24 protein-coding genes, 1 pseudogene and 1 riboswitch are annotated in these 22,925 nt (G+C 57.0%); of the genes and pseudogenes, 8 read left to right on the top strand and 17 right to left on the bottom strand.

Annotated features, from left to right (window positions below; all coding sequences use genetic code 11):
* Nucleotides 1-90 precede the first annotated feature (90 nt).
* Nucleotides 91-453: a VOC family protein gene (locus ABD76_RS21510; protein WP_197259144.1), complete on the bottom strand. Its 363-nt coding sequence runs from the start codon at nucleotides 451-453 to the stop codon at nucleotides 91-93.
* A gap of 229 nt (nucleotides 454-682) precedes the next feature.
* Between ABD76_RS21510 and ABD76_RS21505 the strand changes: the two genes are divergently transcribed.
* A complete protein-coding gene (locus tag ABD76_RS21505) occupies nucleotides 683-1,075 on the top strand; it encodes a rhodanese-like domain-containing protein (RefSeq protein ID WP_197259143.1) in 393 nt (130 codons plus the stop codon).
* Between the two features lie 102 nt (nucleotides 1,076-1,177).
* Here the strand turns inward: ABD76_RS21505 and map are convergent, their stop codons facing one another.
* Both map and ABD76_RS21495 read right to left on the bottom strand, forming a co-directional pair.
* Nucleotides 1,178-1,927: a type I methionyl aminopeptidase gene (map, locus tag ABD76_RS21500; protein ID WP_197259142.1), complete on the bottom strand. Its 750-nt coding sequence runs from the start codon at nucleotides 1,925-1,927 to the stop codon at nucleotides 1,178-1,180.
* 95 nt (nucleotides 1,928-2,022) lie between these two features.
* Entirely contained in the window at nucleotides 2,023-2,961 is a 939-nt protein-coding gene (locus tag ABD76_RS21495; RefSeq protein ID WP_197259141.1) for a WYL domain-containing protein, read from the bottom strand.
* A gap of 291 nt (nucleotides 2,962-3,252) precedes the next feature.
* Between ABD76_RS21495 and ABD76_RS21490 the strand changes: the two genes are divergently transcribed.
* The 5 genes from ABD76_RS21490 to ABD76_RS21470 all read left to right on the top strand — a co-directional run bounded on the left by ABD76_RS21490 (nucleotide 3,253) and on the right by ABD76_RS21470 (nucleotide 9,267).
* Nucleotides 3,253-4,644: an extracellular solute-binding protein gene (locus ABD76_RS21490; protein WP_197259140.1), complete on the top strand. Its 1,392-nt coding sequence runs from the start codon at nucleotides 3,253-3,255 to the stop codon at nucleotides 4,642-4,644.
* Nucleotides 4,645-4,989: 345 nt separating this feature from the next.
* Nucleotides 4,990-6,309, top strand: coding sequence for an ABC transporter substrate-binding protein (locus tag ABD76_RS21485; protein ID WP_242069704.1), 1,320 nt, complete (start codon nucleotides 4,990-4,992; stop codon nucleotides 6,307-6,309).
* A gap of 122 nt (nucleotides 6,310-6,431) precedes the next feature.
* On the top strand, nucleotides 6,432-7,364 hold the full coding sequence (locus ABD76_RS21480; protein ID WP_197259161.1) for an ABC transporter permease subunit: 933 nt from the start codon (nucleotides 6,432-6,434) through the stop codon (nucleotides 7,362-7,364).
* Between the two features lie 43 nt (nucleotides 7,365-7,407).
* Nucleotides 7,408-8,229, top strand: a complete 822-nt coding sequence (locus ABD76_RS21475; RefSeq protein WP_197259139.1) for a carbohydrate ABC transporter permease — start codon at nucleotides 7,408-7,410, stop codon at nucleotides 8,227-8,229.
* A 24-nt stretch (nucleotides 8,230-8,253) separates the two neighbouring features.
* On the top strand, nucleotides 8,254-9,267 hold the full coding sequence (locus ABD76_RS21470) for a zinc-dependent alcohol dehydrogenase (protein WP_172879155.1): 1,014 nt from the start codon (nucleotides 8,254-8,256) through the stop codon (nucleotides 9,265-9,267).
* A gap of 255 nt (nucleotides 9,268-9,522) precedes the next feature.
* Here the strand turns inward: ABD76_RS21470 and ABD76_RS21465 are convergent, their stop codons facing one another.
* A complete protein-coding gene (locus ABD76_RS21465) occupies nucleotides 9,523-10,131 on the bottom strand; it encodes a DUF2087 domain-containing protein (RefSeq protein WP_197259138.1) in 609 nt (202 codons plus the stop codon).
* Between the two features lie 751 nt (nucleotides 10,132-10,882).
* On the opposite strand from ABD76_RS21465, the gene ABD76_RS21460 reads away from it, so the two are divergent.
* Nucleotides 10,883-11,095, top strand: a complete 213-nt coding sequence (locus ABD76_RS21460) for a hypothetical protein (protein WP_197259137.1) — start codon at nucleotides 10,883-10,885, stop codon at nucleotides 11,093-11,095.
* A gap of 101 nt (nucleotides 11,096-11,196) precedes the next feature.
* Here the strand turns inward: ABD76_RS21460 and ABD76_RS21455 are convergent, their stop codons facing one another.
* From ABD76_RS21455 to ABD76_RS29745, 3 genes are all read right to left on the bottom strand, one after another.
* Nucleotides 11,197-11,994: an ABC transporter permease gene (locus ABD76_RS21455; RefSeq protein WP_338125166.1), complete on the bottom strand. Its 798-nt coding sequence runs from the start codon at nucleotides 11,992-11,994 to the stop codon at nucleotides 11,197-11,199.
* Nucleotides 11,995-12,112: 118 nt separating this feature from the next.
* Complete coding sequence (locus ABD76_RS21450; RefSeq protein WP_242069703.1) at nucleotides 12,113-12,760, bottom strand: ABC transporter permease subunit; 648 nt, start codon at nucleotides 12,758-12,760, stop codon at nucleotides 12,113-12,115.
* Nucleotides 12,757-13,017: a hypothetical protein gene (locus ABD76_RS29745; protein WP_242069702.1), complete on the bottom strand. Its 261-nt coding sequence runs from the start codon at nucleotides 13,015-13,017 to the stop codon at nucleotides 12,757-12,759. Before ABD76_RS29745 ends, ABD76_RS21450 begins: the two co-directional genes overlap by 4 nt.
* A gap of 129 nt (nucleotides 13,018-13,146) precedes the next feature.
* Here ABD76_RS29745 and ABD76_RS21445 point away from each other — a divergent pair, with 129 nt between their 5' ends.
* Nucleotides 13,147-13,668: a hypothetical protein gene (locus ABD76_RS21445; protein ID WP_197259136.1), complete on the top strand. Its 522-nt coding sequence runs from the start codon at nucleotides 13,147-13,149 to the stop codon at nucleotides 13,666-13,668.
* On the opposite strand, the gene ABD76_RS21440 is transcribed toward ABD76_RS21445, so the two are convergent.
* The 10 genes and pseudogenes from ABD76_RS21440 to ABD76_RS29035 form a co-directional block, all read right to left on the bottom strand.
* Nucleotides 13,665-14,036 carry a DUF4363 family protein gene (locus ABD76_RS21440; RefSeq protein ID WP_197259135.1) on the bottom strand — a complete coding sequence of 124 codons (372 nt, stop codon included), beginning with the start codon at nucleotides 14,034-14,036 and terminating at the stop codon, nucleotides 13,665-13,667. The genes ABD76_RS21445 and ABD76_RS21440 overlap by 4 nt on opposite strands.
* Before the next feature lie 20 nt (nucleotides 14,037-14,056).
* Entirely contained in the window at nucleotides 14,057-14,773 is a 717-nt protein-coding gene (locus tag ABD76_RS21435; protein WP_197259134.1) for a DUF421 domain-containing protein, read from the bottom strand.
* Between the two features lie 254 nt (nucleotides 14,774-15,027).
* Nucleotides 15,028-15,630, bottom strand: a complete 603-nt coding sequence (locus ABD76_RS21430; RefSeq protein ID WP_242069701.1) for a CPBP family intramembrane glutamic endopeptidase — start codon at nucleotides 15,628-15,630, stop codon at nucleotides 15,028-15,030.
* Between the two features lie 44 nt (nucleotides 15,631-15,674).
* Nucleotides 15,675-15,917 carry a DUF2332 family protein gene (locus ABD76_RS21425; protein WP_242069700.1) on the bottom strand — a complete coding sequence of 81 codons (243 nt, stop codon included), beginning with the start codon at nucleotides 15,915-15,917 and terminating at the stop codon, nucleotides 15,675-15,677.
* An 88-nt stretch (nucleotides 15,918-16,005) separates the two neighbouring features.
* Nucleotides 16,006-17,106 carry an iron-containing alcohol dehydrogenase family protein gene (locus ABD76_RS21420; RefSeq protein ID WP_197259133.1) on the bottom strand — a complete coding sequence of 367 codons (1,101 nt, stop codon included), beginning with the start codon at nucleotides 17,104-17,106 and terminating at the stop codon, nucleotides 16,006-16,008.
* 27 nt (nucleotides 17,107-17,133) lie between these two features.
* On the bottom strand, nucleotides 17,134-17,979 hold the full coding sequence (locus ABD76_RS21415; RefSeq protein ID WP_197259132.1) for a MetQ/NlpA family ABC transporter substrate-binding protein: 846 nt from the start codon (nucleotides 17,977-17,979) through the stop codon (nucleotides 17,134-17,136).
* A gap of 53 nt (nucleotides 17,980-18,032) precedes the next feature.
* Entirely contained in the window at nucleotides 18,033-18,692 is a 660-nt protein-coding gene (locus ABD76_RS21410) for a methionine ABC transporter permease (RefSeq protein WP_197259131.1), read from the bottom strand.
* Nucleotide 18,693: 1 nt separating this feature from the next.
* Nucleotides 18,694-19,698: a methionine ABC transporter ATP-binding protein gene (locus ABD76_RS21405; RefSeq protein ID WP_197259130.1), complete on the bottom strand. Its 1,005-nt coding sequence runs from the start codon at nucleotides 19,696-19,698 to the stop codon at nucleotides 18,694-18,696.
* A 115-nt stretch (nucleotides 19,699-19,813) separates the two neighbouring features.
* A riboswitch (SAM riboswitch) is annotated at nucleotides 19,814-19,924 on the bottom strand.
* A 71-nt stretch (nucleotides 19,925-19,995) separates the two neighbouring features.
* Nucleotides 19,996-22,350, bottom strand: a complete 2,355-nt coding sequence (locus ABD76_RS21400; RefSeq protein WP_197259129.1) for a S9 family peptidase — start codon at nucleotides 22,348-22,350, stop codon at nucleotides 19,996-19,998.
* Between the two features lie 376 nt (nucleotides 22,351-22,726).
* A pseudogene (locus tag ABD76_RS29035) lies at nucleotides 22,727-22,925 on the bottom strand (IS1380 family transposase); the annotation flags it as partial.

Raw genomic sequence — 22,925 nt, 5'->3', positions numbered from 1 at the left:
AGAGCGGGGAGAGGGCTGTGTGCGGGCTTGGCCGGATAGGGAGGCCGCTTCTCCGGCGGGGAGAAGCGGTCCCTTCCTGGCGAGGGACTGTCAGCCTTTCAGCAAAAATTGGTTGCCGTCCGGGTCGGAGAAGCTGGCGTAGGTTCCCCATTGCATTGTATTGGGTTCGCCATTGAACTCTACTCCGTTGGCCTTCATCGCTGCGTATGTGGACATGATGTCGTCACATTCGAACACGATGGAGGCTTTTTGTTCCTCCCAGCCCTTCATCATCGATCGCGGATAGAGGACGAGACGGCTTCCGCCTCCTGCCGGAGCGACTTCCAGCCACAAGGAGTTGGGACCCATAGGATGCTCCGCGGTTACCGAAAAGCCGACCTGTTCGGTCCAGAAGCGCTTGGCTTGCTGCTGATCTTCGACATAGACCGCGACGGTCGCGATTTGCTTGATCATAAAAATGCCTCCTTTTCTCCTTAATATGCGCCGAGCGCCAGAAAATATTGTATCCGCGTACAGATTGGCGGGAGTCGCGTCCTCCGGTGAGGTACGGCGGAGAGACATGGCGGGTGCATTTACAATGCGGCCGAAATTGTGTATAATACATACCCGTTAGGGTATGTGTTTCATTTATTTTTTGCTCTCTATTATACAGTATGGGGTATTTGTCAGGAGGGAGAAGCCGGTGTGGATTCTCGTCATGTTATTGATATTGGGCCTTCTGTCTGCCATGTGGATGCATCGGCCCGTGCAAGGCCTTCGGTATTTGCAGCCGCATGAGCTCCAGGCGCTTCGCGAGGGGGATTCCGAGGTGAAGCAGGTGGATGTGCGCGAGCCTGCCGACTATGATTGCCGCCATATGGAGGAGACGGTGTCGATGTATGTCGGCCGCCTGCCTTATGTATGGAGCCAGGTGCTGAGCCCTGGGGATACGGTAGTGCTGATCGGGGCGCGGAAGCGGCATATCCGCAAGGCTGCACGGCTGCTGAAGCGCCGCGGCTTCGGCCGAGTGTACGGGTATATGTACCCGTGCGAGGCGTTCGCGCCGCGCGTGCATCCTTGCTGCGGCTGCGCGTAAGCAGCCCCGCGCCGATGCAGGCGGCGGCGCCGTCCGGCAGGCCGGGCAGCAGAAGCGAGTCGGGCCTGCCGGAGACAAGAAAGACAGAGCAGCCGGAATGATCTAGCGCTGCTCTGTCAGGATGATCGGGCCATGCTTCGTGATGGCCACGGTGTGCTCATATTGGGCCGACAAGCGGCCGTCCCACGTGCGTGCGGTCCAGCCGTCATCATCGATCCACATCTCAGGCGTGCCTTCGTTGAGCATGGGCTCGATCGTGATGACCATGCCTTCCTTCAGGCGGAAGCCCCGCCCGGGCTTGCCGACATGGGAAAACTTCGGCTCCTCGTGCAGGGCGCGGCCGACCCCGTGTCCTAGCAGGTCGCGAACGACGGAATAGCCGTTCGCCTCGGCATGGCTCTGGATGGCGTGGGTGACATCGCCAATCCGGTTGCCCGGGAGCGCCTGCTCAATGCCGAGATCGAGGCATTCCTTCGTGACCCGCATCAGCCGGCGCGCGGCGGCTGAAATCTCGCCGACCGCATAGCACCATGCGGAATCCCCCACCCATCCGTCGTACACCGCGACGATATCGATTTTGACGATATCGCCATTCCGAAGCGGCTCCGGGCTGGGAAATCCATGGGCGATGACATCGTTCACCGAGGCGCAGGTCGCATACGGAAATCCTTTGTAGCCTTTCGTATATTGCTGTCCGCCCTGCTCTTCAATATAATGCTCCACGAAATCGTTCAGCTCCAGCGTGCTGACGCCGGGCCGGATGCACTTGGCCAGCTCGCGGTGACAAGCTGCGACGAGCTGCCCCGCCCGTCTCATCTGCTCAATCTCCGCTGCCGTCTTCAGCTTCACCATCGCTTGTTCTCTCCTTCGTCAGGCGGACAATCGCCTGATTAGAGTCTTTGCAGTTAATATATGCCTGAAATGCGCGATGGTGATTACGGGCGGAGCTATTCGCGGTAGTTCGCCGCGATGCCGGCGGCCAGGTCGCGAATCCGTAGGCGGACGAATTCCGGCTCCAGCACCTCGGCTTCGGGACCGAAGCTGAGAATAAAGCCGTACAGCCAAGCATTGTCGGGCAAGGAGACGTTGGCGATCGAATGCCCCGTCTCCTCCTCCTGCAGCGATTCCGCTCCGAACCACTCCTCAGCGGCATGCCGGATGCCGGGACCGAAGCGGAGCGTGAGAGAGACGAGGCGCTCGGGCGCATGCCATTCCTTGTCCCATGGCCGATCCTCCAGGGAGATGTCTTCCCGATCGAATCGGGTGTCCAGCGGCTTCAGCCGCTTCATGCGGACGAGCTTGAAGAAGCGGAACCCGAGCTTGCTGGTGCAATAAGCGTATAAATACCATGCATGACCCTTCAGCACCAGGGTGTAGGGATGCACAGTCCGTTCCGTCGCCTCTCCCTCGGCGTTGCGGTAGGAGAAGCGAACGGCCTGCCGCTCTTCAATCGCTTTTTTCAACGTCAAAATCATCGCTTCCAGCTTGTCGTGGTTCCCCCAAGGGGATAAATCAACGACAAATTGCTTCGTCCGGAACTGGAAGTCTTCCGCTTCCGAGGCGGGAATAATACTGCTGATCTTTTCCACCAGCATGGCATGCCCTTCATCCGGATAGGAGGAGGACACGCTCTGGAGCGCGGTTACGATCGCGGCCAGTTCCTCGTTCGTCAGCAGGTTCCGGTCCAGACGATAGCCTTCGGCGAGCCCGATGCCGCCGTTCGCTCCCTGGTAGGTCACGATCGGAATGCCGGCCTGATTAATCGCTTCGATATCGCGATAGATGGTGCGAATCGAGACCTCGAACCGCTCAGCCAAGTCTTTGGCCTGCACGATCGGGCGATTCAGCAGCAGAATGATGATATTGAGCAGACGATCGATTTTCACAATTTGCGTCCTCCACAGCATGGATTATCGTACGGAGGCATCCCTCTGCGGGAGGCTGCTCTTCCCTCTATTGTAGTGGATGGGGAAGTGAGGGGAAAGAGGCGGTCAAGGAAGGGAGACCATTTATTGACTTTTCGGCTTCCGGCCGATATCATGAAGTAATATACTAGATATATACTAGAATATGAACGAGAGAGGTATAAATCAGCGTGAGAGACTAATGGCAGAGGCTGACGATAGAGGTTACCGATAGAGAGCTGCAAGTAACGATGAATCGAAGGAGCGTACAGGATGACGAGCAGACCAAGCCGCACTACGTTTAGACAGCGATTGGACGAAATGGTTACCGTGCTGCGGGACGATATTATTACGGGCCGTCGGGCTGCCGGCGATTATTTGCCCTCGGAGGTGGCGCTTGCGGAGCAATTCCAATTAAGCAAAAACTCGGTCCGCAAAGGCTTGGAGCGTCTCGTCGAGGAGAAGCTGATCGAGAAGGTGCCGCGGGTCGGGAACCGGGTCGCCGATCCAGGGGCGTCCGGCACGGTGAAGCTGCGGTTCGGATATTACCGTTCCGTCATCCAGGAGGCGGCGCTGAATCAGCTTATCGAGCGCTTCCGGCAAACCCATCCGCACATCCGGGTAGAACTCGTTCCCCTTCCGTACGAGAACTATCCCGATGCGGTATCCGGCTATATCGGGCATGACATGCTGGATGTGGCGACGGTCAATTACAACGATTTCCGCTGGCTCGCGGATGAAGGGCATCATGAGCTGCTGGAGCCGCTGGATCCCCGCCCGGAGCTGTATCCGTTCATCGCGGACTGCTTCCGGCATGAAGAGAGGCTGCTGGGCCTGCCGCTCATCTTCTCGCCGGTCATGCTCTGCTACAACCGGGATCATTTCCTGGCGCATGATCTGCCCGAGCCGGACAGCAGCTGGCGGTGGATGGAGCTGATGGCTGTAGCGGAGCAGCTCGGAAGGGAGCCGGGCACGTTCGGCTTCTACTTCCATATGCTCTCGAACAACCGCTGGCCTGTGTTCCTGCTGCAGAGCGGCGGGCGGTTCGAGTCCGACGAAGCGGGCCATGTCCCTGTCTGCGGAACGAAGCTGATGGAGGGCCTCCGGCTGACCCGCGAGCTGATTGACAGGCAGAGCGCGTATCCGGCTTATCTGTCGGAGAATGATATGGATGCGGAGCGGCTGTTCTTGCAGGGCAAGCTGTCGGTCATTATCGCGACCTATTTCAGCCTGAACCATTTGAAGGATGCGCCGTTTGCGTTCGAGGTGGCGCCGCTGCCCTACTTGAACGAGGCGAAGTCGCTCCTGCTCGCCATCGGCCTGATGGTGAACCGGACGTCGGCGGTGAAGGAAGCGGCGCTTGAACTGGTTGATTACTTGCTCTCCTACGAGGCCCAGCTTCACATCCGCCAGCATACGTTCAGCATCCCGGCGCACAAGAAGGCGGCGGAATGGAACGGGCAGGAAATGTTCCCGCGGCCCAGCCGCTTCTCGATGTACCGCGAGATTATTCCGTCCCTCCGCTTCTTCACGGAGCTGGGGCTGCGATCCGCGGACCTGCAGCACGTATGCAATGCGCTGAAGCTGTATTGGTCGCGTCTCGAAGACGAAGCAGCGATGTGCAGCAGACTGGAAAGCCTGCTGTCCGATAGAGCCGCCCGTTAAGGGCGGTTTTTTATTTGATGAAAGAGGACGCTCGGGGGATGGCCGCCCAATTCCGTTCTGTCTTTAATTCGTCTTTTTAAAAACAGGATTGACAGCGCTTTCTTTGGGGTCTATGATTGTTTACATACCAGATATGAACTACAACTTGTCTGGGTCATTGCAATTCATGCGTGATGATCGGGAGCAATACAGAATTTTATAAAAAGAGAGCAGGGAAGGGAGGCGGGGGCTGCCTAATCATCTTCATTCGAAGCCGGTGAGAAATTTGATGCGAGGTCGGAAATGAAGGGGATTAGTATACATCTGGATTATAAAAGCTATGAATAGAAGGGATGGTCTAACAAGATGACGAAACGTTCCAGTCTGTTGATGCTGGCCTTTGTGCTGGCGTTGTCCATGCTCCTGACGGCTTGCGGCTCGGGGGGAGCGGGAAGCTCCGAGTCCCCGGAGAAGGAAGCGGCCAATTCGGACGCAGGCCAGCCGGAGGGTCAGAAAGAGCAAGCGCTGTCCGGCACGCTTACGGTATGGATTCATCCTTATGTGTCGGAGGAGAAAAAGAACGACATGAAAGCGGTGTTCGACGGCATTATCGCGGAATATAACAGCAAATATCCGGACGTGAAGGTAAAGCTGGAGGAAATCCCGTGGAAGAACCGGGAGCAAAAAATATTGACAGCGCTGGCGGCCGGGAACGGGCCGGACGTGTTCTATCAGCTTCCCGACCAGATCCCGCAGTTCGCCAGCAAGGATGTCCTTGAGCCGCTAACCCCTTATATGGATGACAATCAGATGGATGATTTCACCCCGGGCGCGTTGGCGGCGGCCACGTATCAGGAGACGCTGTACGCGCTCCCGATTCTGCAGGAAGCGCAGCTCATGTTCTATAACGCGGACATCATCAAGGAGATTGGCGTGGACCCTTCGGCTCTGCCGCAGACATGGGATGAGTTCAATGTATGGGCCGAGAAGGCCGTGGCCAAGGGCTATTACGCCCGCGATTTCAACGGCGGCGCGGCATGCTGCAACGGTACCCTGTATCCGATTCTGTGGCAGCAAGGCGGGGACGTCATCGACGGAAACGGGGAGATCGCCATCAACAATGAAGCGGGCGTCCGCACGTTCCAGATGATTAAAGATATGTATGACAAGGGTTGGATTCCGAAGGATTCGATTTCGAATCAGGATCAGTTTGCCGAATTCCTGTCTGGCAAAATGCTGGCGGTCTGGGGCTCGGGCTACACCCAAACCGTCTTGAAGGAAGAGAAGTTCAATTATGCGGCCGGCCCGCCGCTCAAAGGCGCGGAGCAAGCCAGCTTCGGGACGGTCGGCATGTTCGCCGTGCCGAAGAACAGCAAAAACAAGCAAGCGGCGGTGGAATTCATCAAAGTCTTGACCAATACCGAAGCGCAGAAAAAGTTCAACAAGCTGGCCACTTATATCCCGACCCGGAAATCGGCTTCGTCCATCTATGAAGGGGATAAGGATATGGAAATCTTCCTGGAGGTAACGGCTTATACCCGTCCTGGCGTAATGAGCCCGGTGGCGCGCACGATTATGCCGAAGATCCAGGCCGAGATCGCCGCGATGCTGGAAGGCGGCAAATCGCCGCAGGAAGCGGCGGATGCGGCAGCAAAGGCGATTCAGGACGACATGAAAAAAAGCTGACTCTTGGCGGGGAGCGGCGGGAGGGCGCGGACCGGAGCTTGCCGGCCGCCGCTCGGCCCGCTGCCTTGCGTGGCGCGGCCGGCCTCATTAACAGGGATGGAAGGTGATAGCACGTGCAAACAGTGAAGCAGGGAGCCGCGGCTCGGGAATCTGCCATACGGCGGCCGCCGGGAGAGCGGTTCCGGCAGGAATTCCGGCGGAATGCCATCGTGTACGTATTTTTGATTCCGATACTGATTCATTTTCTTGTGTTCCAAGTGTTCCCGCTGGCCTTCAGTCTCGTGCTGACGTTCATGGACTGGCCTATCATCGGCACGCCGGCCTTTGTCGGCTTTGAGAACTGGAGTTATTTTTTCACGGATGAGATTGCCTGGAAGGCGATCTGGAATACGGTTCTCTTCTCGGTCTACTATATCGTGCCGACGATGGGAGTCGGGCTGCTGCTGGCGCTGCTCGTCAATTCGGGCGTGCGCGCGGCGGGTTTTTTCAAGAGCTTGTACTTCTTGCCCGTCGTCACTTCCTTCGTCATTATCTCGGGAATCTGGGCATGGATGTTCAAGGGAACCGAGTACGGCATGATCAACTATGCGCTCAGCTGGTTCGGCATCGAGCCGCAGCTGTTCTTCTCGAATTCGTCGCAGGCGCTGCCCGTGCTGGCGGGCCTGAGCATTTTCAAGGTGGCGGGAAGCACGATGGTCTACTATTATGCCGGCCTCAAATCGATTCCGAATCACTTGTACGAGGCGGCCAAAATCGACGGCGCCGGACGTTGGCGCACGTTCTGGAGCGTGACGTTCCCGCTGCTGCTGCCGATTCATTTTTACGTTGCCATTATTACGACGATCGGTTCTTTTCAAATTTTCGATTCCGCGTTTCTCATTACGGGCGGCGGACCGAACTATGCAACGATGACTCTGGTGTATTACTTGTATGAGGAAGGCTTCACCGGACTTCGCCTCGGATATGCCAGCGTGCTTGCGTATATATTGTTTTTCATCATTTTCGCGATATCGCTCGTACAGCGCCGCGTGCTGGGCAAAGAGGTGCATTACTGATGCGCGCCCGCAGTGAACGCCGGCATCCGAAGGAGGGGTTCGCATGAATATTCGTTTGAAGCACAAGGCCGTCATTTATGTGCTGCTCGTCATTCTCGGCATCCTGTTCTTTTTTCCTTTTGCGATGATGATTCTCGGTTCGCTGCAAAAGGTGGAGAAGGCAACGGCCGATCCGTTGTTCTGGATTCCGACGAATCCGACGCTGTACAATTTCACGTACATTATCGGGCAGAGTTCGTTCCTGCATTGGATTAAGAACTCGCTTGTCATCACGCTAATCCCGGTGGCGACCCAGATTTTTTTCGGGGCGGTGCTCGGGTATATTTTCGCCAAAAAGCAGTTCCCCGGCAGGGAAATCGTGTTCTGGCTCATGATGGCTGTCGTCATGGTGCCCGGCCAGCTGCTCATTATTCCGAAGTATATCATGTTCAGCCAATTCGGCTGGATTAATACGTACGGGGCGATTATCGTTCCGGAGCTGTGGGCCATTATGGGGGTATTCCTCGTGAGGCAGTTCATGATGACGATCCCGAAGGATCTGGAGGAAGCGGCCTACATCGACGGCGCAGGGGATTTCACGATTTTCTTCCGCATTATGCTGCCGCTGGCGAAGCCGGCCATCGCGACGATCGGGACGTTCGCGTTCATCAGCTGCTGGAATGATTTGTTCACGCCGCTGATTTTCATGACAACGGAAGAGATGTACCCGATTACGGTCGGACTGGCGTCCCTGCTGACGAAGGAAGGGAACTTCGGGATTGAAATGGCGGGAGCGGCGATTTCTTTTGTGCCGACTTTCCTTATTTTCGTCTTCTTCCAGCGGTATTTCACGGAAGGGATCGCCATGTCCGGTATCAAGTCTTAACATCATAGAAAGAGGAGATTACCCATGAGAGCAGTCGTATCTACAGATGGCGTCGTCCACACCGTGGAAAAGGAGGCGCCGGTGCTCCGGCCTCATTTCGTGCTGGTGGACACCGTCTATTCGGCGATAAGTCCGGGAACCGAGATGTCGATGCAGCAAAAGGTGCAGGGGCCGTTCGCCCTGGGCTACAGCGCCGCCGGCATCGTCAGAGAGGTCGGCGAGGGCGTCGGCCATCTCCGGCCGGGAGACCGGGTGGCCTGCTACGGGGCGCCGTTCGTCAAGCACGCTTCGCTGCTTGCCGTGCCGAAGCATCTGGCTGCGCCGCTGCCCCCGCAGGTATCGCTGCGGGAAGCGTCCTTCGCGGGGCTCGGCGCCATCGCGATTCACGCGCTGCGGCAGGCGCGGCTTCAATTCGGGGAGCGGGTCGTGGTGGTCGGCCTCGGCATCCTGGGGCAGATCATCGCGCAGGTGGCCCATGCGGCAGCCTATACCGTCATCGGCTATGATCTCCTGCCGGAACGGTGCGCGATGCTGAAGCAAGCCGGTGTCGAGGCGGCTTATGCCGACCCGCAGGAGCTGGAAGCGGCGATTCGCGAGCTGACGAACGGCGAGGGCGCCGATGCGGTGCTGCTGTGCGCCGGCGGCAGCGCGACCGATCTAATCGACAAGTCGCTCGGCTGGCTGCGGGATCGCGGCAAGGTCGTCATCGTCGGCGACCTGAAAATGGAATTCGACCGCGAGCGCATGTTCGCGAAGGAAGCGGAGGTGCTCATCTCGCGGGCGGGCGGGCCGGGACGGTATGCGCGCGATTACGAGGTAGGCGGATTCGATTATCCGCTCGGCTATGTGCGCTGGACGGAGGGCCGCAATGTGGCCGAGTATGTCCGCCTGCTGGCGGCGGGCCGAATTCGCGTGGATCCGCTTATCTCGGCGGAGCTGCCGATGGAGAAGGCGGACATCGCCTATGCCCGCTACAAGCAATCGCCGAAGGATACGATTGGCGTCGTGCTGCGCTATGCGGACGCCGGCCGCTCATAGGAAGCGGCGCGATGAAGCGGCCCGGTCCGGGCTTGGATGCGATCCAGACCCGGACCGGGCCGTTGCGCGTTTGGTTCGGTGGGGCGTTCACTTGGTGACGGTGTTGCTCGTTTCCGCGCTTGTTCAGTCGCGCGTTTTCGCTGTTGCTTGGCTCCCCGTTTTTTTCGAGTATACCGGATATATTCCATGCATGTCATGACGGTTGCCAGCTAGTGTCCGTTCTGCCTCTTCGTGTTCGAGGCGCATGGGCACGGTTTACTTGAGCTGTCTCCAGGAGGCCCACATTTCCGGCGGGTTCAGTTCGTAGATGCTGTTCTCCCGGTACATGAAATGCTGCATGACGAATTCCCGGCGCAAGGTCGCGAAGTCGTCGTGATAGGAACGGATGAACGCGTTGATCTCCTGTTCCGTATATTTCCGTCCGTGCTCCAGGCGTGAGACAAGATGCTCGAGTACGATGAGCTTCTTCTTCAATTGGGCCGGAATCGTCTTCAAGCGTCCATCCGCGGTGAAGAAATTATTGATAACGGACTGCTGGTATTTCTGTTGGGCTTCTTTGTCCTGCAAAAGGCTCTCCTCCTTCTGGGCGGCATGGCGATAGATGAAGTCAAAGGTCGCCGTCGCGTTTGTTTTCATAAAGTAATGGTTCAATGAAAAGTAGATCGTATTTTTGTCCCGGCGCTCGTTAATGAGGGCGGCCTCCCTCAGCTTGGCGGCATGATGGGTAATGGTGGCCGGGGTAACGCCGAGCCGTTCGGCCAGCCGCTGCCCGCTGTATTCCTCCTGGGCGATAAGGACGAGCATTTTGATGCGCGTCGGGTCGGAGAGCGCCTTATGATACGCAACGATCTTTTCCAATTGCATGGTATGCCTCACACCTCACGTTTTATGTAATTTAATATCCATCTAATAAAGTATTTGTTAAATTAGATAATAGTTAAATTAGATTCCGTTGTCAAGAAGAACCGCCGGATTTCGGCAGGTTGGTTGTGGTTGTCCTTTGTGGCAGATGGAAGTCGAGGTTGGAAGCAGGGGACAGTGGTGGTGAGGAGGGGGGAGTCGACGAGAGGAGAGGAGCGTGGTGGTGGTGAGGAGGGCGGAGTGGGCGAGAGGACAGGAGCGGGTGAGGAGAGGAGGGGCGGAGTTGACGAGAGAGAGGGCGTGGTGGTGAGGAGGGGCGAATGCTGCAAAAGTGCAGTATTTTTGGCCGTTTTTGCTGTGAAAAGAAGAAATTCCTGCACAGGTGCATCAATTTCGTGAAAAAACGGGGGGAAGGTGGGGGCTGTGGGAAAAATGATGTAGTTTTGCAGGATTGGCTTCGAGTAAGTCTGCCTCAAAAAATAAAGTTGTAATTTTGCAGGATTGGCGGGAAAGTGAAGAGTAGGTGGCTTTGGCAGAGAAATATGGGGTGTTGCATTGTGGTGCCGCATGCGTGCAAAGGAGACAGATGTGCATCCGCGTGGAATACGGTGGATGTGCGCGTGTCGCGCTTGTCTCGCCATGGACGGAGGACCTGAGGCTAGGGGATAATGCGCCGAGATGCAGGGTTGTACGCATGTGGGAGTCACCGTCGCGCATGTCTCGCCATAGGCGGAGGACCTGAGGCCAGGGGATAGTGCGCCGAGATGCAGGGCTGCGCGGAACTGGGCGGCGCCGCCGCCAATGCTGGGACGGCAGCGCTTCGGATGCGGTGCGGACAGGATATGCGACGCGCATTCGATCCGACTATGCGGATGCCTTCCGCACGCAGCTTGTCACCTGCGCCGCTTCGGAGTGCGCGAAGTCGGGGCGGCCGATGAGGCCGGTGAAGCGGGAAGCGGCGGAGTGAAGCGGGAGCACCAGCCTAGCCGAGAGAGCAGACGCCCACAATGCAGCCGGCACACGGAGCCGGCAGGCTGAGTTGGCGTCTGCCCTGCCGTTAGGGGCGGGTTACAGCAATACGTTCATGCGTCGGTTGAAATGGCGGCGCAGCCCCTCGCCCAAAATATTGAAGGTGAGGATGGCGAAGGCGATCGCGGCCGCCGGATAGAAAATGAAGCCGAACTTGTTCACGTAGATTTCGGCCCGGTGCTCGGCGAGCAGCGAGGCCCAGTCCAGGCTGGTGTTCAAAAACTTCGGCGTGAAGTAGTCGACCTCGATCCATTGATGGGTCAGGAAGATGCTCAATACGCCCATCTGGCCGATAATCAGCATCACTTTGCCCATATCGAGACAGAAGTTGACAATCAATTCAGGAAGGATCGCCGGCATATAATAACTCTTCGACATCCGCCACGGGCTCAAGCCGAGACTGTTCCCCGCCTCGACGTACAGCTCCCGTGACAACTTATATGTATGCTCCTGAATGATATGGGCAACGCGGCCCGCCTCGATGACGGCCACGAAAAAGATGACCCACCACAGCCGGTTGCCCGAGTTTTGGATAAAAGGGACGCTCACCAGCAGCACAGCGGAAAAGATCGACGGCAAAAAAGAGAATACCTGGTTCAAGCTGTTTACGATAAAATGAGCGATTCCTTTTTTGCGCCGGGCCATCAGCCCAAGGGGGATCGCAGTCAAATAGCGCACCGTCGTAATCGTCAATACGATAAGAATGGTCGACTTCGTGCCGATAATCAGCTTGCTCAGCAGGTCGACGCCGTTCTTGTCCGAGCCTAGCGGATTGAGTGCCGAGGGCGGATAGGGCGGAAGCTGCAGCCGGTTGTTCTCGTTGAAGCGGTGCTTCACTTCTTGCAATTCTTGGTCGACAAAGGGAAGCTCGGGGCCGAAAACATAAAGAATACGAGAATGGCCAGCATCGCGGCTCCGATCCACAATGTAATATTTTTCATGTCGTTCTCCTTCCTTACCTCGCTTCGAAATGTCTTCTTGCCGCCAGACTGATCCACTGGACGATAAGCACCATGATCATGAAGCAGAAGGCGATGCCGATGATGACGCCGGGCTCATAATTGGGGCCAGTGCCTAAGTGCACGCTGTAATCGATGGCAAGAAACAATCGATAGGCCGCTCCCGGGAAATTCATGAAGTACTCGACCATCAGCAGATTGGACAAGACATAGACGAAGAGGGAGGAGAGATGCGTCAATATCGTCCCGAAGCTGTTATAGAATACGTGCTTGTAAAAAATGAGACGCTGGGTCAAGCCTTTGGCACGGGCTACCATGATGTACATCTTGCCATCCTGATCCGCGATGGAAGCGCTTGTGATGCGCGCGATATACATCGTCGGATATATCGAGACAAGCACGGCAGGCAGAAGAAAGGAATACCATTCTTCCGTCGAGAAGAAGCGGATAAAGGGCAGATAGCGGATCACATACCACTGGATAAGCAGCAGGATCAGAAAATCGGGCAGCGATTGGAAAAGCCAGGTCGTCCAGTTGCCAAAAAAGTTCCACTTCGTCCGCGACAGCTTGTAGTCCATAATCCCTTTCAGCACGCCGAGTCCGAAGCTAAGCACGAGCGCCGTGACGATAACGCCAAGGCTCATGGCACGGAAGACAGCACGACCTTTACGATCGGCAGATTATAACGATCGATGCCAAGGCTTCCCTCCCCGAACAGGGCGGCAAAAAATTCCTTGATATTGCTCCCGTACTTTGCCCAACTAAAGTCATAGTTTACGTTGAGCCGGTATTCATCCACAAGAACATCGAGGTCGCGCGGGAACAATACGATGAGGATAACCATCAGCATGGCGAATAAGCTGATGATTAACGTTCGCAGAAATTGTGCTCGAAAACTCATCATTTCCTCCTAATATTCACCTATTTCACCTTATGTTAGTGATATCATACACCGGTCAATTCGTATACATTTTTATTCATTTTTTTGCAAATCCGGCTCATATTTTGTCGATCGGCGCTGTTTTTCATTATGATAAAGAGAGGAAGTATAGAGGCGGATGTGAACGCGGCCGGTCCGACGATGTTCGATCCCGAGCAGCGAAGGGAAGCGATAGAGTTCGCCCAAGCGAGTATCGATCGGGGCTTGCCGGTTATCGGGTGGAGTCTGTTCGTGCCGGAGTTCGGGCTGATCTACGGCTATGACGATGAGAAGCAGGAGCTGTACTGCCGCGATCCGCAGCAGGATGGGGCGCTTCCGTACACGAAGCTGAACGAGCTGCCGATGAAGTTCGTCTACATGCTGCGGGTAACGGACAGTGATGACGTGGATCGGCTGGAGGCGTGGACGAAGGGACTGCGGTCGATTACCGTGGCGGAGGCGCTCCGCGGGCTACAGCGGCTGTTCCCTTTCCCGCATGGCGGAGAGCCTAACGAGCCGGCGATTGCGAGCGAGGCGGAGGCTCTCCTGATGGCCGCGAAGAGGGCGGAGGAGCAAGGGGCCGCGGCGCTGGAACGGATGTATGAAGCGTTGACGGGGAAATGCGTGAGTTAGCGGCCGAGATTTTCCCATAGCTCGTAGAAAAAATATACCTCTTCCATGACAGCGGCATCGTCCTTGGCTGCGATTCCGCCCCGGATGCGGCTGAGGATGCCGGAAATGTCGTACATGTATTCGCGTTCAACGCTGTATTGAATCCGATTGACAATACGTCTCCATGCATTGGAGGCGTATTCGATTTTGTCCTTGGCCTGATTCCAATTCTTCTTCTCGATATGCTGTTCTATGGACTGGACCGCTTCAAGAAGCCGATCCTCTTTGCCCATCGGCTGCTTCAAAAAATTGCCCGAGCCCAGGACGGCTCCGAAAAGAACGAGAAGAAGAGCGGCCAAGGCCAACATCAGCCATTTTCTCTTTTGCATGCTGCTCACCTCGCTAAGAACTATTCGCGGTTATCCGTTTCATTGGACAGGTTATCTTTGTACAAGTCAACATATAGCGTGTCGTCAGGCAAGATAGCAGCAAAGCTCACTTGCTTGATATTTTCAATCCCTTGCTTCTTTAGTTCATGATGAAGCCATTTCGTCGTCTTGTTTCTCCGTTCGAGGTTAACGGTCAAAATTTTGCCTTCATGCACGACATCCGTCATCATGCGGGCAGGCGTGACGGTCCGATTCAGATCTTTCGGCGTCAGCGGCTGATCTTCGGATTTGAGCAGGACGGAGAGCCCCCCGTTCGGCTCCAGGATGGCATATTCGACCTTGGTGATATCGAACGTATCTTTCTCGCGCAGCAGCATCATGATTTCATCGAAGCGGATACGCATTTTCTTTAAGTTCTGCTCCAGTATTTTGCCATGCTGAATCACTACGGTCGGTTCGGAATCGATCACTTTGGAGAAAAATCGGCTTTTCAATGTCCAAATCTGAAATAGAAACGTAATGATTACGAACACTGTAAGTCCGATAAAATGCAGCCAGCCCTTCGAAGAGAGATCGGTCGCCAATGTTCCGGCCAACGACCCGATGGTGATGCCGTTAATATAGTCGAAGTAGGAGAGAGACCCCATTTGCTGCTTGCCTAATAGCCGTGTATAGATCACGAGGCTGAAGAAGGCGATTATGGATCGGACGATGACGACCCAGGTTTCCTCCATCATGTACTATCCCAGCCTTTCCCGATTTTTGAATTAGTCTTCCCGGGAAGGACTGGAATATGCAAAACACCGCATGGCTTACGGAAAAGTCCGGGTCCATGCGGCAGCTATTCGGGCGATGAGGGTCACAGCGAGGCGCTTGCCTTGGGGCAGATGTCTTTGCGCTGTTCAGCAGCCAGACGCAATGCGCGCCCAGTACGAAGAGAACGAGGGAATCATAGATTAGATTGCTCTCGTTCCCGATGAACTGAATAAAGTTATGAACGAAGAATCAACGGACAGATGTTGTGATGCTTCACCATCAGCAGGGCGAGCGCGAAGCCGACCAGAAGCGCATAGACCAACTGCATAACGGTGTCGGCCGCATTTTGTCCCGACAGCATATTGAGCATATGGGTCAGGGAGAAGAGAACGCTGGAGGTGATTACGGCTGCGGCGGCGCTTTTGCGGAGAAGGGTCTTCAGAATCAATCCTCTGTATATCGTCTCCTCCACGAAGGCGACGAGCAGCGTGAAGAACAGGAAAAAGTCTGCTTCGGATAGAGAAATATCATGAAATCCCTTGGTGCTGAGAAGGATAAGCACGACAAGCAGCGGGGCGTAGTCGAGCCAGTCGCGGGCATGGAGAGTGGAGAGCGAGCGGAATCCGTAGTGCGCCCATCTCTTTTTCGCGCTCAAATAGCCCAGCAGCGCCAGCGCAATCGGAATGAAAGCGATCAGCACCGCTGATGTATAAGGGAGCTGCTTCATCGTGGCATACGCTCCGGCGGCGAAGACGGCAAGCAGTAAGAGCAGCTCCACCACCACGACCGTCCACACCGGGCGCTTCTCCGAAAATGATCTTGTAGCTTGTAAGGTCATGGCTTCATTTCCCCCCGCTGCATAATGACTTGCATCCATTTTTTTCATTCGACGAGCCCGTCGTAATAGCGGCGCAGCTCGTGATCGGCGCCGGAGAGCAGCAAGTATTGCACCGCCCCGAAGAGCAGGTTCGGCACCGGCTGCCCCGGCCTTCCATGCGAGGCGATCCGGAGCAATTCATCATCGGCGGCGATGTGCAGCGCCAAATGCTCGTACAGATCGCAGGAGCCCGCGCATTCTTGTTGCGCAAAGCGTGCGAAACGGTGGGACAAGCTCAGGTAAACCAAGTCATCCCCTCCCTTTTTTCAACATTTTACACGGAGCGGATGATAAGGGGGATTTCTGATTTTTTGTCGAGATGATTAAAAAAATTGATTATGTTCCGGCGGCCGCTGATTCCAACTGCAGCATCGCTCGCCGCACATCGTTCGCCGTCACGTTCCGGTTCATCAGATGAATCGACTCCTGCGGAAGGACCGCCGCGGCCGCGACGCGGTCCAGCGTCTCGCGATCCGAGGCGGACAGCCCGAGATCGGACAGGCTGCGGGGCAGGCCCATATCCAGGTAGAACGGCAGCAGCCGCTCGACTTCGGCCAGGTTGCCCTCCAGCGCGAGCTGGACGAGAATGCCATAGGCGACCTTGTCCCCGTGCAGCAGATGATGCGTCGCCGGGGCTGCCGTCAACCCGTTATGGATCGAATGGGCTCCCGCGATCCGTCCCGCATGGTCGCCGAAGCCGCCGACCGTGCCGCCCGTCATAATGATCGTCTCCACGGCGAGCGTGAACGCGTCCGTCAATTGCTGCCGCTCGGCATCCCGCACGCTCTGCAGGCCGTGCTCCAGCAGAGCGGTCTGGCACAGGCGGGCCGTGAGGTGCGCGATCCGCACGGCCGCGGGCGGCTGGCTCCACTGGCGGACGAGCGCGTCGGCCTCGTACCATTTCGCCAGCGTATCGGCGATGCCGGCCCGCAGGTAAGCGGCCGGCGCGCGCAGGGCGATTCGCGGATCGACCAGCACCATGAGCGGACTTTTCGGATGGAGCGTGTAATGCGTGAAGCGGCCCCGTTCATCGTAGAACACGCTGAGCGGCGTCCAGGCCGCGCAGTTCGACGCGAGCGTCGGCACGAGCACCGTGTCGAGTCCGGCTTCGATGCCTGCCGCCTTGACGAGGTCCATCACTTTGCCCCCGCCGACGCCGAGCACGATATCGGCCTGCGCCGCCCGCGCCTCGCGGGCGATCCGGCTGGCCTCCGCCAGCGTGCACTCGCCGCGGTGCGCTAGCGGCAGCAGCGTCAGCTCCGTCTGCCGCGGCCAATACGGAGCCGCGGCCTCCCAGGAGCGCTCGCCGTGCACGACGAGCGCCCGGCGGCAGCCGTACGGCTGGAGCAGGGACTCCAGCTTCTCCAAGATGCCGGCTTCGCAGCGATAGATGGCGGGTGCCCCTCTGACGATGAGCGGCTGTTCCAGCGTTGTCATTTTCTCTCCCTCCCCATCGGTTCTCCCTTACTTCCGGTTCAGCATCCACTCCGGCTTGCCGAAGCCCTGGAACTGTTCATCGATGATCTGCTCGAATTCCGGCGACTCGACCGCTTCCTTCAGATCCTTCGCGAAGGCCTTGTCCTTGTCGGCCGTGTTGATGACGACCCGGTTGCGGTAATCGTCCGGCATATTTTCCAGCTTCAGCGCATCGAGCAGATTCATCTTGGCCGCGAGGGCGAAGTTGCCCGGCACGAGGGAAAGATCGGCGCTGTCGACGGCCCGCGGCAGCTGGGCGGCTTCGATCGGCTGCAGCACGAGCTGCTTCGGATTGTCCTTGACGTCCTTCTCCGAGACGCGCAGCGGATCGATGTCATCCTTGATCGTCAGGAGGCCGGCATCCTGCAGCAGCCCCAGCGAACGGGCCAGATTGGTCGGATCGTTCGCCAGCGCGACGGTGCTGCCCCCGGCGATCTCGTCGAGCGAGTTGTATTTCGAGGAGTAGATGCCCATCGGCGCCGTCGGTACGGCGATCAGATCGGTCAGTTCCAGCTTGTTCTCCTTGGCGAAGTTATCCATATAGATTTTGTGCTGGAACAGATTTGCGTCCAGATCGCCGTTGGACAGTGCCAGGTTCGGCTGCACGTAATCTCCGAATTCGACGATTTCAATCGTATAGCCTTTTTTCTCCATAATCGGCTTGATCGCCTTCGTCAGCATATCGCTGTATGGGCCTGCGGTGGCCCCGAACTTCAACGTTCTGCTCTCCTCCCGCTTCGCATTGTCCCCGCCGCTGGAGGACGAACCGCTGCCGCAGGCGGCCAGCAGGCCGAATGTCAGGATAAGCGAGAGAAGAATGACTGTCTTTTTCATGATGATACCCTCCATAATATGTGAAATGATGTTGTAGCCTCCGTTAGCTTGCGTTAGCGCTTGTCTACCTTCTTGGCCGCGAAATCGCCGCCATATTGAATGAGCTGCACGAGGCAGATGAGGACGATAACGGTGGTGAACATGACCGTATTGTCATAGCGGTAATAGCCGAACCGGATCGCCAGATCGCCGATGCCGCCTCCGCCGATCGTCCCGGCCATGGCCGAGTAGGCTACCAGGCTGATGGCCGTAATGTTGATCCCTTGGACGATGCCGGGCTTCGCTTCGGGAAGCAGCACATCCTTGATGATCATCCACGGCGTGGCCCCGATCGACACCGCGGCTTCGATGACGCCCTTGTCGATCTCGCGCAGCGCGGTCTCGACGAGCCGGGCGAAGAACGGGATAGCGGCCACCGACAACGAGACGGATGCGGCCGTCGGGCCGATGGTGGTGCCGGCGATCAGCTTCGTTAGCGGCAGCAGCGTGACGAGCAAAATGATGAACGGAATCGACCGGATCATGTTGACGATGAAGCCGAGGATAACGCGGGTGAGGCGATTTTCAAGGAACAGTCCTTTATCCGTCACAAATAATATTATTCCAATAGGAAGACCCAGAATTAAAGCGGCAACTAATGAGATGCCCACCATATACAAGGTCTGAAAAAACGCCTTGTACAGATCGGGCAAGATCTGTATGAGGGAGTCCATCTTATCTGATTACCTCCAGTCGGTGCGTTCGTGATGCGATATAATCCATGGCCCGCCGCACTTCGGCCGGGTCGCCGTTCAGCTCCAGGATGAGGATGCCGAGGGGCGCATCATGGATATATTCGATTTTGCCATGCAGGATATTGCATTCAACGTCGAACCTCTTCAGCATGCCGGTAATGACGGCTTCCTCCGCCTGCGGCGCGACGAAGTGAATCTTGACGACGGTGCCTGCGCTGTTCCGGAGCAAGCGCTCGGGCAGCTCGAATTGGAACAGGCTGCTGATGAAGGACCGGGTCATCGGATGCTGCGGATCCGAAAAGATCTCATAGACAGGCCCCTCCTCGACGACTCGGCCGTTCTGCATGACCGCCATCCGATCGCAGATCGCCTTGACGACTTCCATCTCATGGGTAATCAGCACGATCGTCAGCTTCCATTCTCGGTTGATCTTTTGCAGCAGGTCGAGTATGGACTGGGTCGTCTCCGGGTCGAGCGCGGATGTCGCCTCGTCGCAGAGCAGCACATGCGGATCGTTCGCGAGCGCCCTGGCGATGCCCACCCGCTGCTTCTGGCCGCCGCTCAGCTGCGAAGGGTAGACGTCGCGCTTGTCGGCCAAGCCGACCATCTCCAGCAGTTCGGTCACGCGCGCTTCGATATCCGCCTTGGATGTCCGGTTCGCCTTGAGCGCGAAGGCGATATTCTCATAGACCGTTTTGGATCGAATCAGGTGAAAATGTTGAAAGATCATCCCGATCTTCAACCGGGCCTGGCGGAGCTGCTCGCCTTGCAGCTTGGTCAGATCGACGCCGTCGACGAGGATGCTGCCCGAGGCCGGCTGCTCCAGCAGATTGATGCAGCGCAGCAGGGAGCTTTTGCCCGCTCCGCTTCGCCCGATGATGCCGTATATGCTGCCCTTCTCGATATGCAGCGAGACATTGTCGACACCGACGACCGTTCCCGTCTTGCTCCGGTACTCTTTGACGAGATTTCTTATCTCTATCATCTCTCTCACCCTCCAACGTTCATGCTGTATTATCTCGTCCGGCCGGCATCCATTCCAACGAATGAAAAAAAGCCTCTTTCATGAGAGAAAGAGGCTGCATTGCACCGTTAGGAACCACTTATCTCTCAGAATGCCGCGCATTCTGTAGGATTTAGCACCTTTTACCGCAATGGGTAAGGTTGCCGGACGTCATAGGGCCTATTCCCTCAGTCGCTCTTGATAAGGTCAAGAAAATGAAATTGTCATGTGAGAATCATACACAGGATTGCATCGCTTGTCAATTTAATTTTCATAGGTTTAGTCGGGAATGGATAGGGAGGCCTCAGCGGCCGCATGCTGCGCCTCCGGCGCAATCTCATACTGGGCGGGCGGTTCGGCCCCGAGCAGATGCTTCACGAAATAGTCCCATTTCCGCCGGATGAAATACGGGTTCGACTGAATGCTGTGGTTGACGTTCGGCATGATGAGCAAATCGAAGTCCTTGTTCGCCCGGATCAGCGCATCGACGAGCTGCATCGTATGGGCCATATGAACGTTGTCATCCATATCGCCGTGCGCGAGCAGCAGCTTGCCCTTCAGATTGGCCGCCAGCTGGGCATTGTCCTGACGGGCATACCGATCGGGATGTTCCTTGCCGGCCAGGCCCTGGAAGCGATCGCCCCATGCCGCAATGTAGGCCCGCTGATCGTGATTGCCGGCCCCCGAGACGGCGACGGAGTAGACATCGGGATAGGCGAGGATGGCCCGGGCCGAGCCGTAGCCACCTCCGGACACGCCCCAGATGCCGATGCGTTTCGGATCGATGAACGGGTATCGTTCGGCCAACTGCGGGATGGCGGCGGCATGATCCGCCAATCCGGCCGCATGCTCCAGCCTGCCGTCGGATGCGTCATGGAACGCCTTGGAGCGGTATGGCGTCCCCGTCCCGTCCATCACGATCGTGACGAAGCCGAGCTCGGCGAACGATTGGGCGCCGCCGGAGAAATCAAGAGGGGCCTCGAACAGGAACGACTTCGGCGTATTGAGAAGCTGGGGCCCGCCATAGAAATAGTCAATCAGCGGATACTTCCGCCCCGGTTCGCGGGATGCGGGAGGGACGAGAATGCCGTACAGATCCGTAACTCCATCCGCCGCCTTGACCGTGAACCGTTCCGGCAGTTGATAGCCCTGCGCCAGCAGCAGCTCGATATCGGCCCGTTCCAAATCCCGGACGAGGCTGCCGTCGTTGTGGCGCAGCACGGATACCGGGGGCAGATCGACACGCGAATACGTGTCCGTGAAGCAGCTCAGATCCGGAGCGAAGGCGATCTTATGATCCGCATCCTCCGGCGTCAGCAGCGTCACGCCGGACCCGTCGAAACGGATGCGGTACAGGTGCTGATAATACGGATCGCGCCCAGGTTCGCGGCCACTGGCCGTGAAATAGATCCATTGCTGGCGCTCATCCACGGCCGCCAGCCGCCGGACGTTCCATTCGCCGGAAGTAATCTGCCGGATGAGCTGTCCCGAGCGGCTGTCGAAGAGATACAGATGAGCGTACCCGTCGCGCTCCGAGAGCCAGAGGGCCGTATCGTCATGCAGCAGGCGGAAGTTCGGATCCGGCCGCAAGTATAAGTCCAGATTGCCGAAATGATACAGATCGATGAACAGGAACGTATCGCTCTGTTCCTCGACGGCGATTCGCGCCGCTCCCGTCTCCGCATCGGCGGCGATCAGCTTGGCCGAACGGTAATCGCGGGCCATCGACAGGTAGAAGACCTGCTTGCTGTCCTTGCTCCAGCCGGCCTGCGGCGCAAGCGGGCTGAAGGGGCTGTCGGAACCGAGTATGATCCGGGGCGCCTCCACGGTGACGCTGTCCTGCCGCTCAATATCGCAGATGACAATGTCGGCCAGCGGGACATGGGAATCGCCCGGACAAGCATAGCGTATCGCATGCCGGACAGGCCGCAGGTCCCCGTTTGCCGCAGACGGCACGTTTTGAAGCAGATGAAGCTCGCGGAGCGAGCGCTGATCGAGCCGCATCGTCATGAGCTTCGTCGAGTCGGGCGACCATATGGCGGCCGGGAAGGACTTGACCTCGGGACGGAGATTCAGGTTCATCGCCTCCACACTGCCTGCATAATCATAATAAGGCTCGCCGCCGAAGGTGAGCTGCCGCACTTCCCCGCTCTCGAGATGGCGGACGAAAAGATTATGCTTCTCGGCGTAGGCGCCCCACTGCCCGTCGGGAGAGAGCAGCTCGTACGGCTCTGGCCGCGGCCGGGCCGGGAGGCGGGTGCACCGATACCTGGACAGATCGCATTCCCAGCGCTCCCCGTCCATATCGAAGCGGATATAATGGCATGATTCGGGCAGGTCCAGCCGCTCCAGCTTCAAATGCCGGGGATCCAGCGTCCGGCCGAGCTCCCGGCTAAGGGAGGAAGCGAGGCGATCATGATCGAAGGCCGGCTTTGAGGCGTTCGTCTCCGGATCGACGAGGATATATTCGGCTCCCTTTTCCTGGCCAAGCCGCACGTCGCGACGGTACCAGAACCGGTTCCCGCCGGCAAGCCAGTTCGGCACGACACGGCCGTTGAAGACATGCCGCTGCCATTCGGTGCTTAGCAGTCTCGCGGCGCGATCATACTGATCGCGGGATATCATTTTACTCATATCGGCATTCCTCCTGATCATTGCGATGTATGCAGCTTCATCCTAAGCAAGGATTATGAACGGAGTATGAACTCCGATTGGAGGAGGGATGGGCACGACAAAGTTTGGCGGAAGGCCGTCGTTTTTATTTCGATATGAAAACCTATGCTTTTACAAATGTTCATTTTGATGGGGGATAAATGCGTGAAAAACCTATGTTTTCCATCTAGTCTCTGTCCTGAATCCGTGAAAGGGTTACGAATAAGAGAACCATCACTATCAGTTGTAACGATAGGCGCAGAAAGCAGAGGTGATGACTCGATTCACTTGAAAAAGACATCACGAAACAAAGCTTCCCTTGTGCAAAGCTTGAACGGAAACATAGGTTCGCAATCTATTATCCCGACAAGGTCCCGTAAATGCGCTGGAATGTCTGAAACCATGGACTATGTCTTCCGAAGCGGAGCTTCGTTTGTCTGGCATGCTCTACCATTCGAGAGGCCAGCCAAATCAGATTTTCGATGACCGTTTTGACCCGCCTGCGGCTGACTTTGTTTCGAAGTGGGGCATCCGGTTCTTGAATGGAAATTTGCCCA

It is taken from the genome of Paenibacillus dendritiformis, from assembly GCF_015845845.1.
Lineage (GTDB): Bacteria > Bacillota > Bacilli > Paenibacillales > Paenibacillaceae > Paenibacillus_B > Paenibacillus_B dendritiformis_C.
The sequence above is the reverse complement of the archived record's forward strand: the minus strand, read 5'-3'. Positions and strand labels throughout refer to the sequence as shown.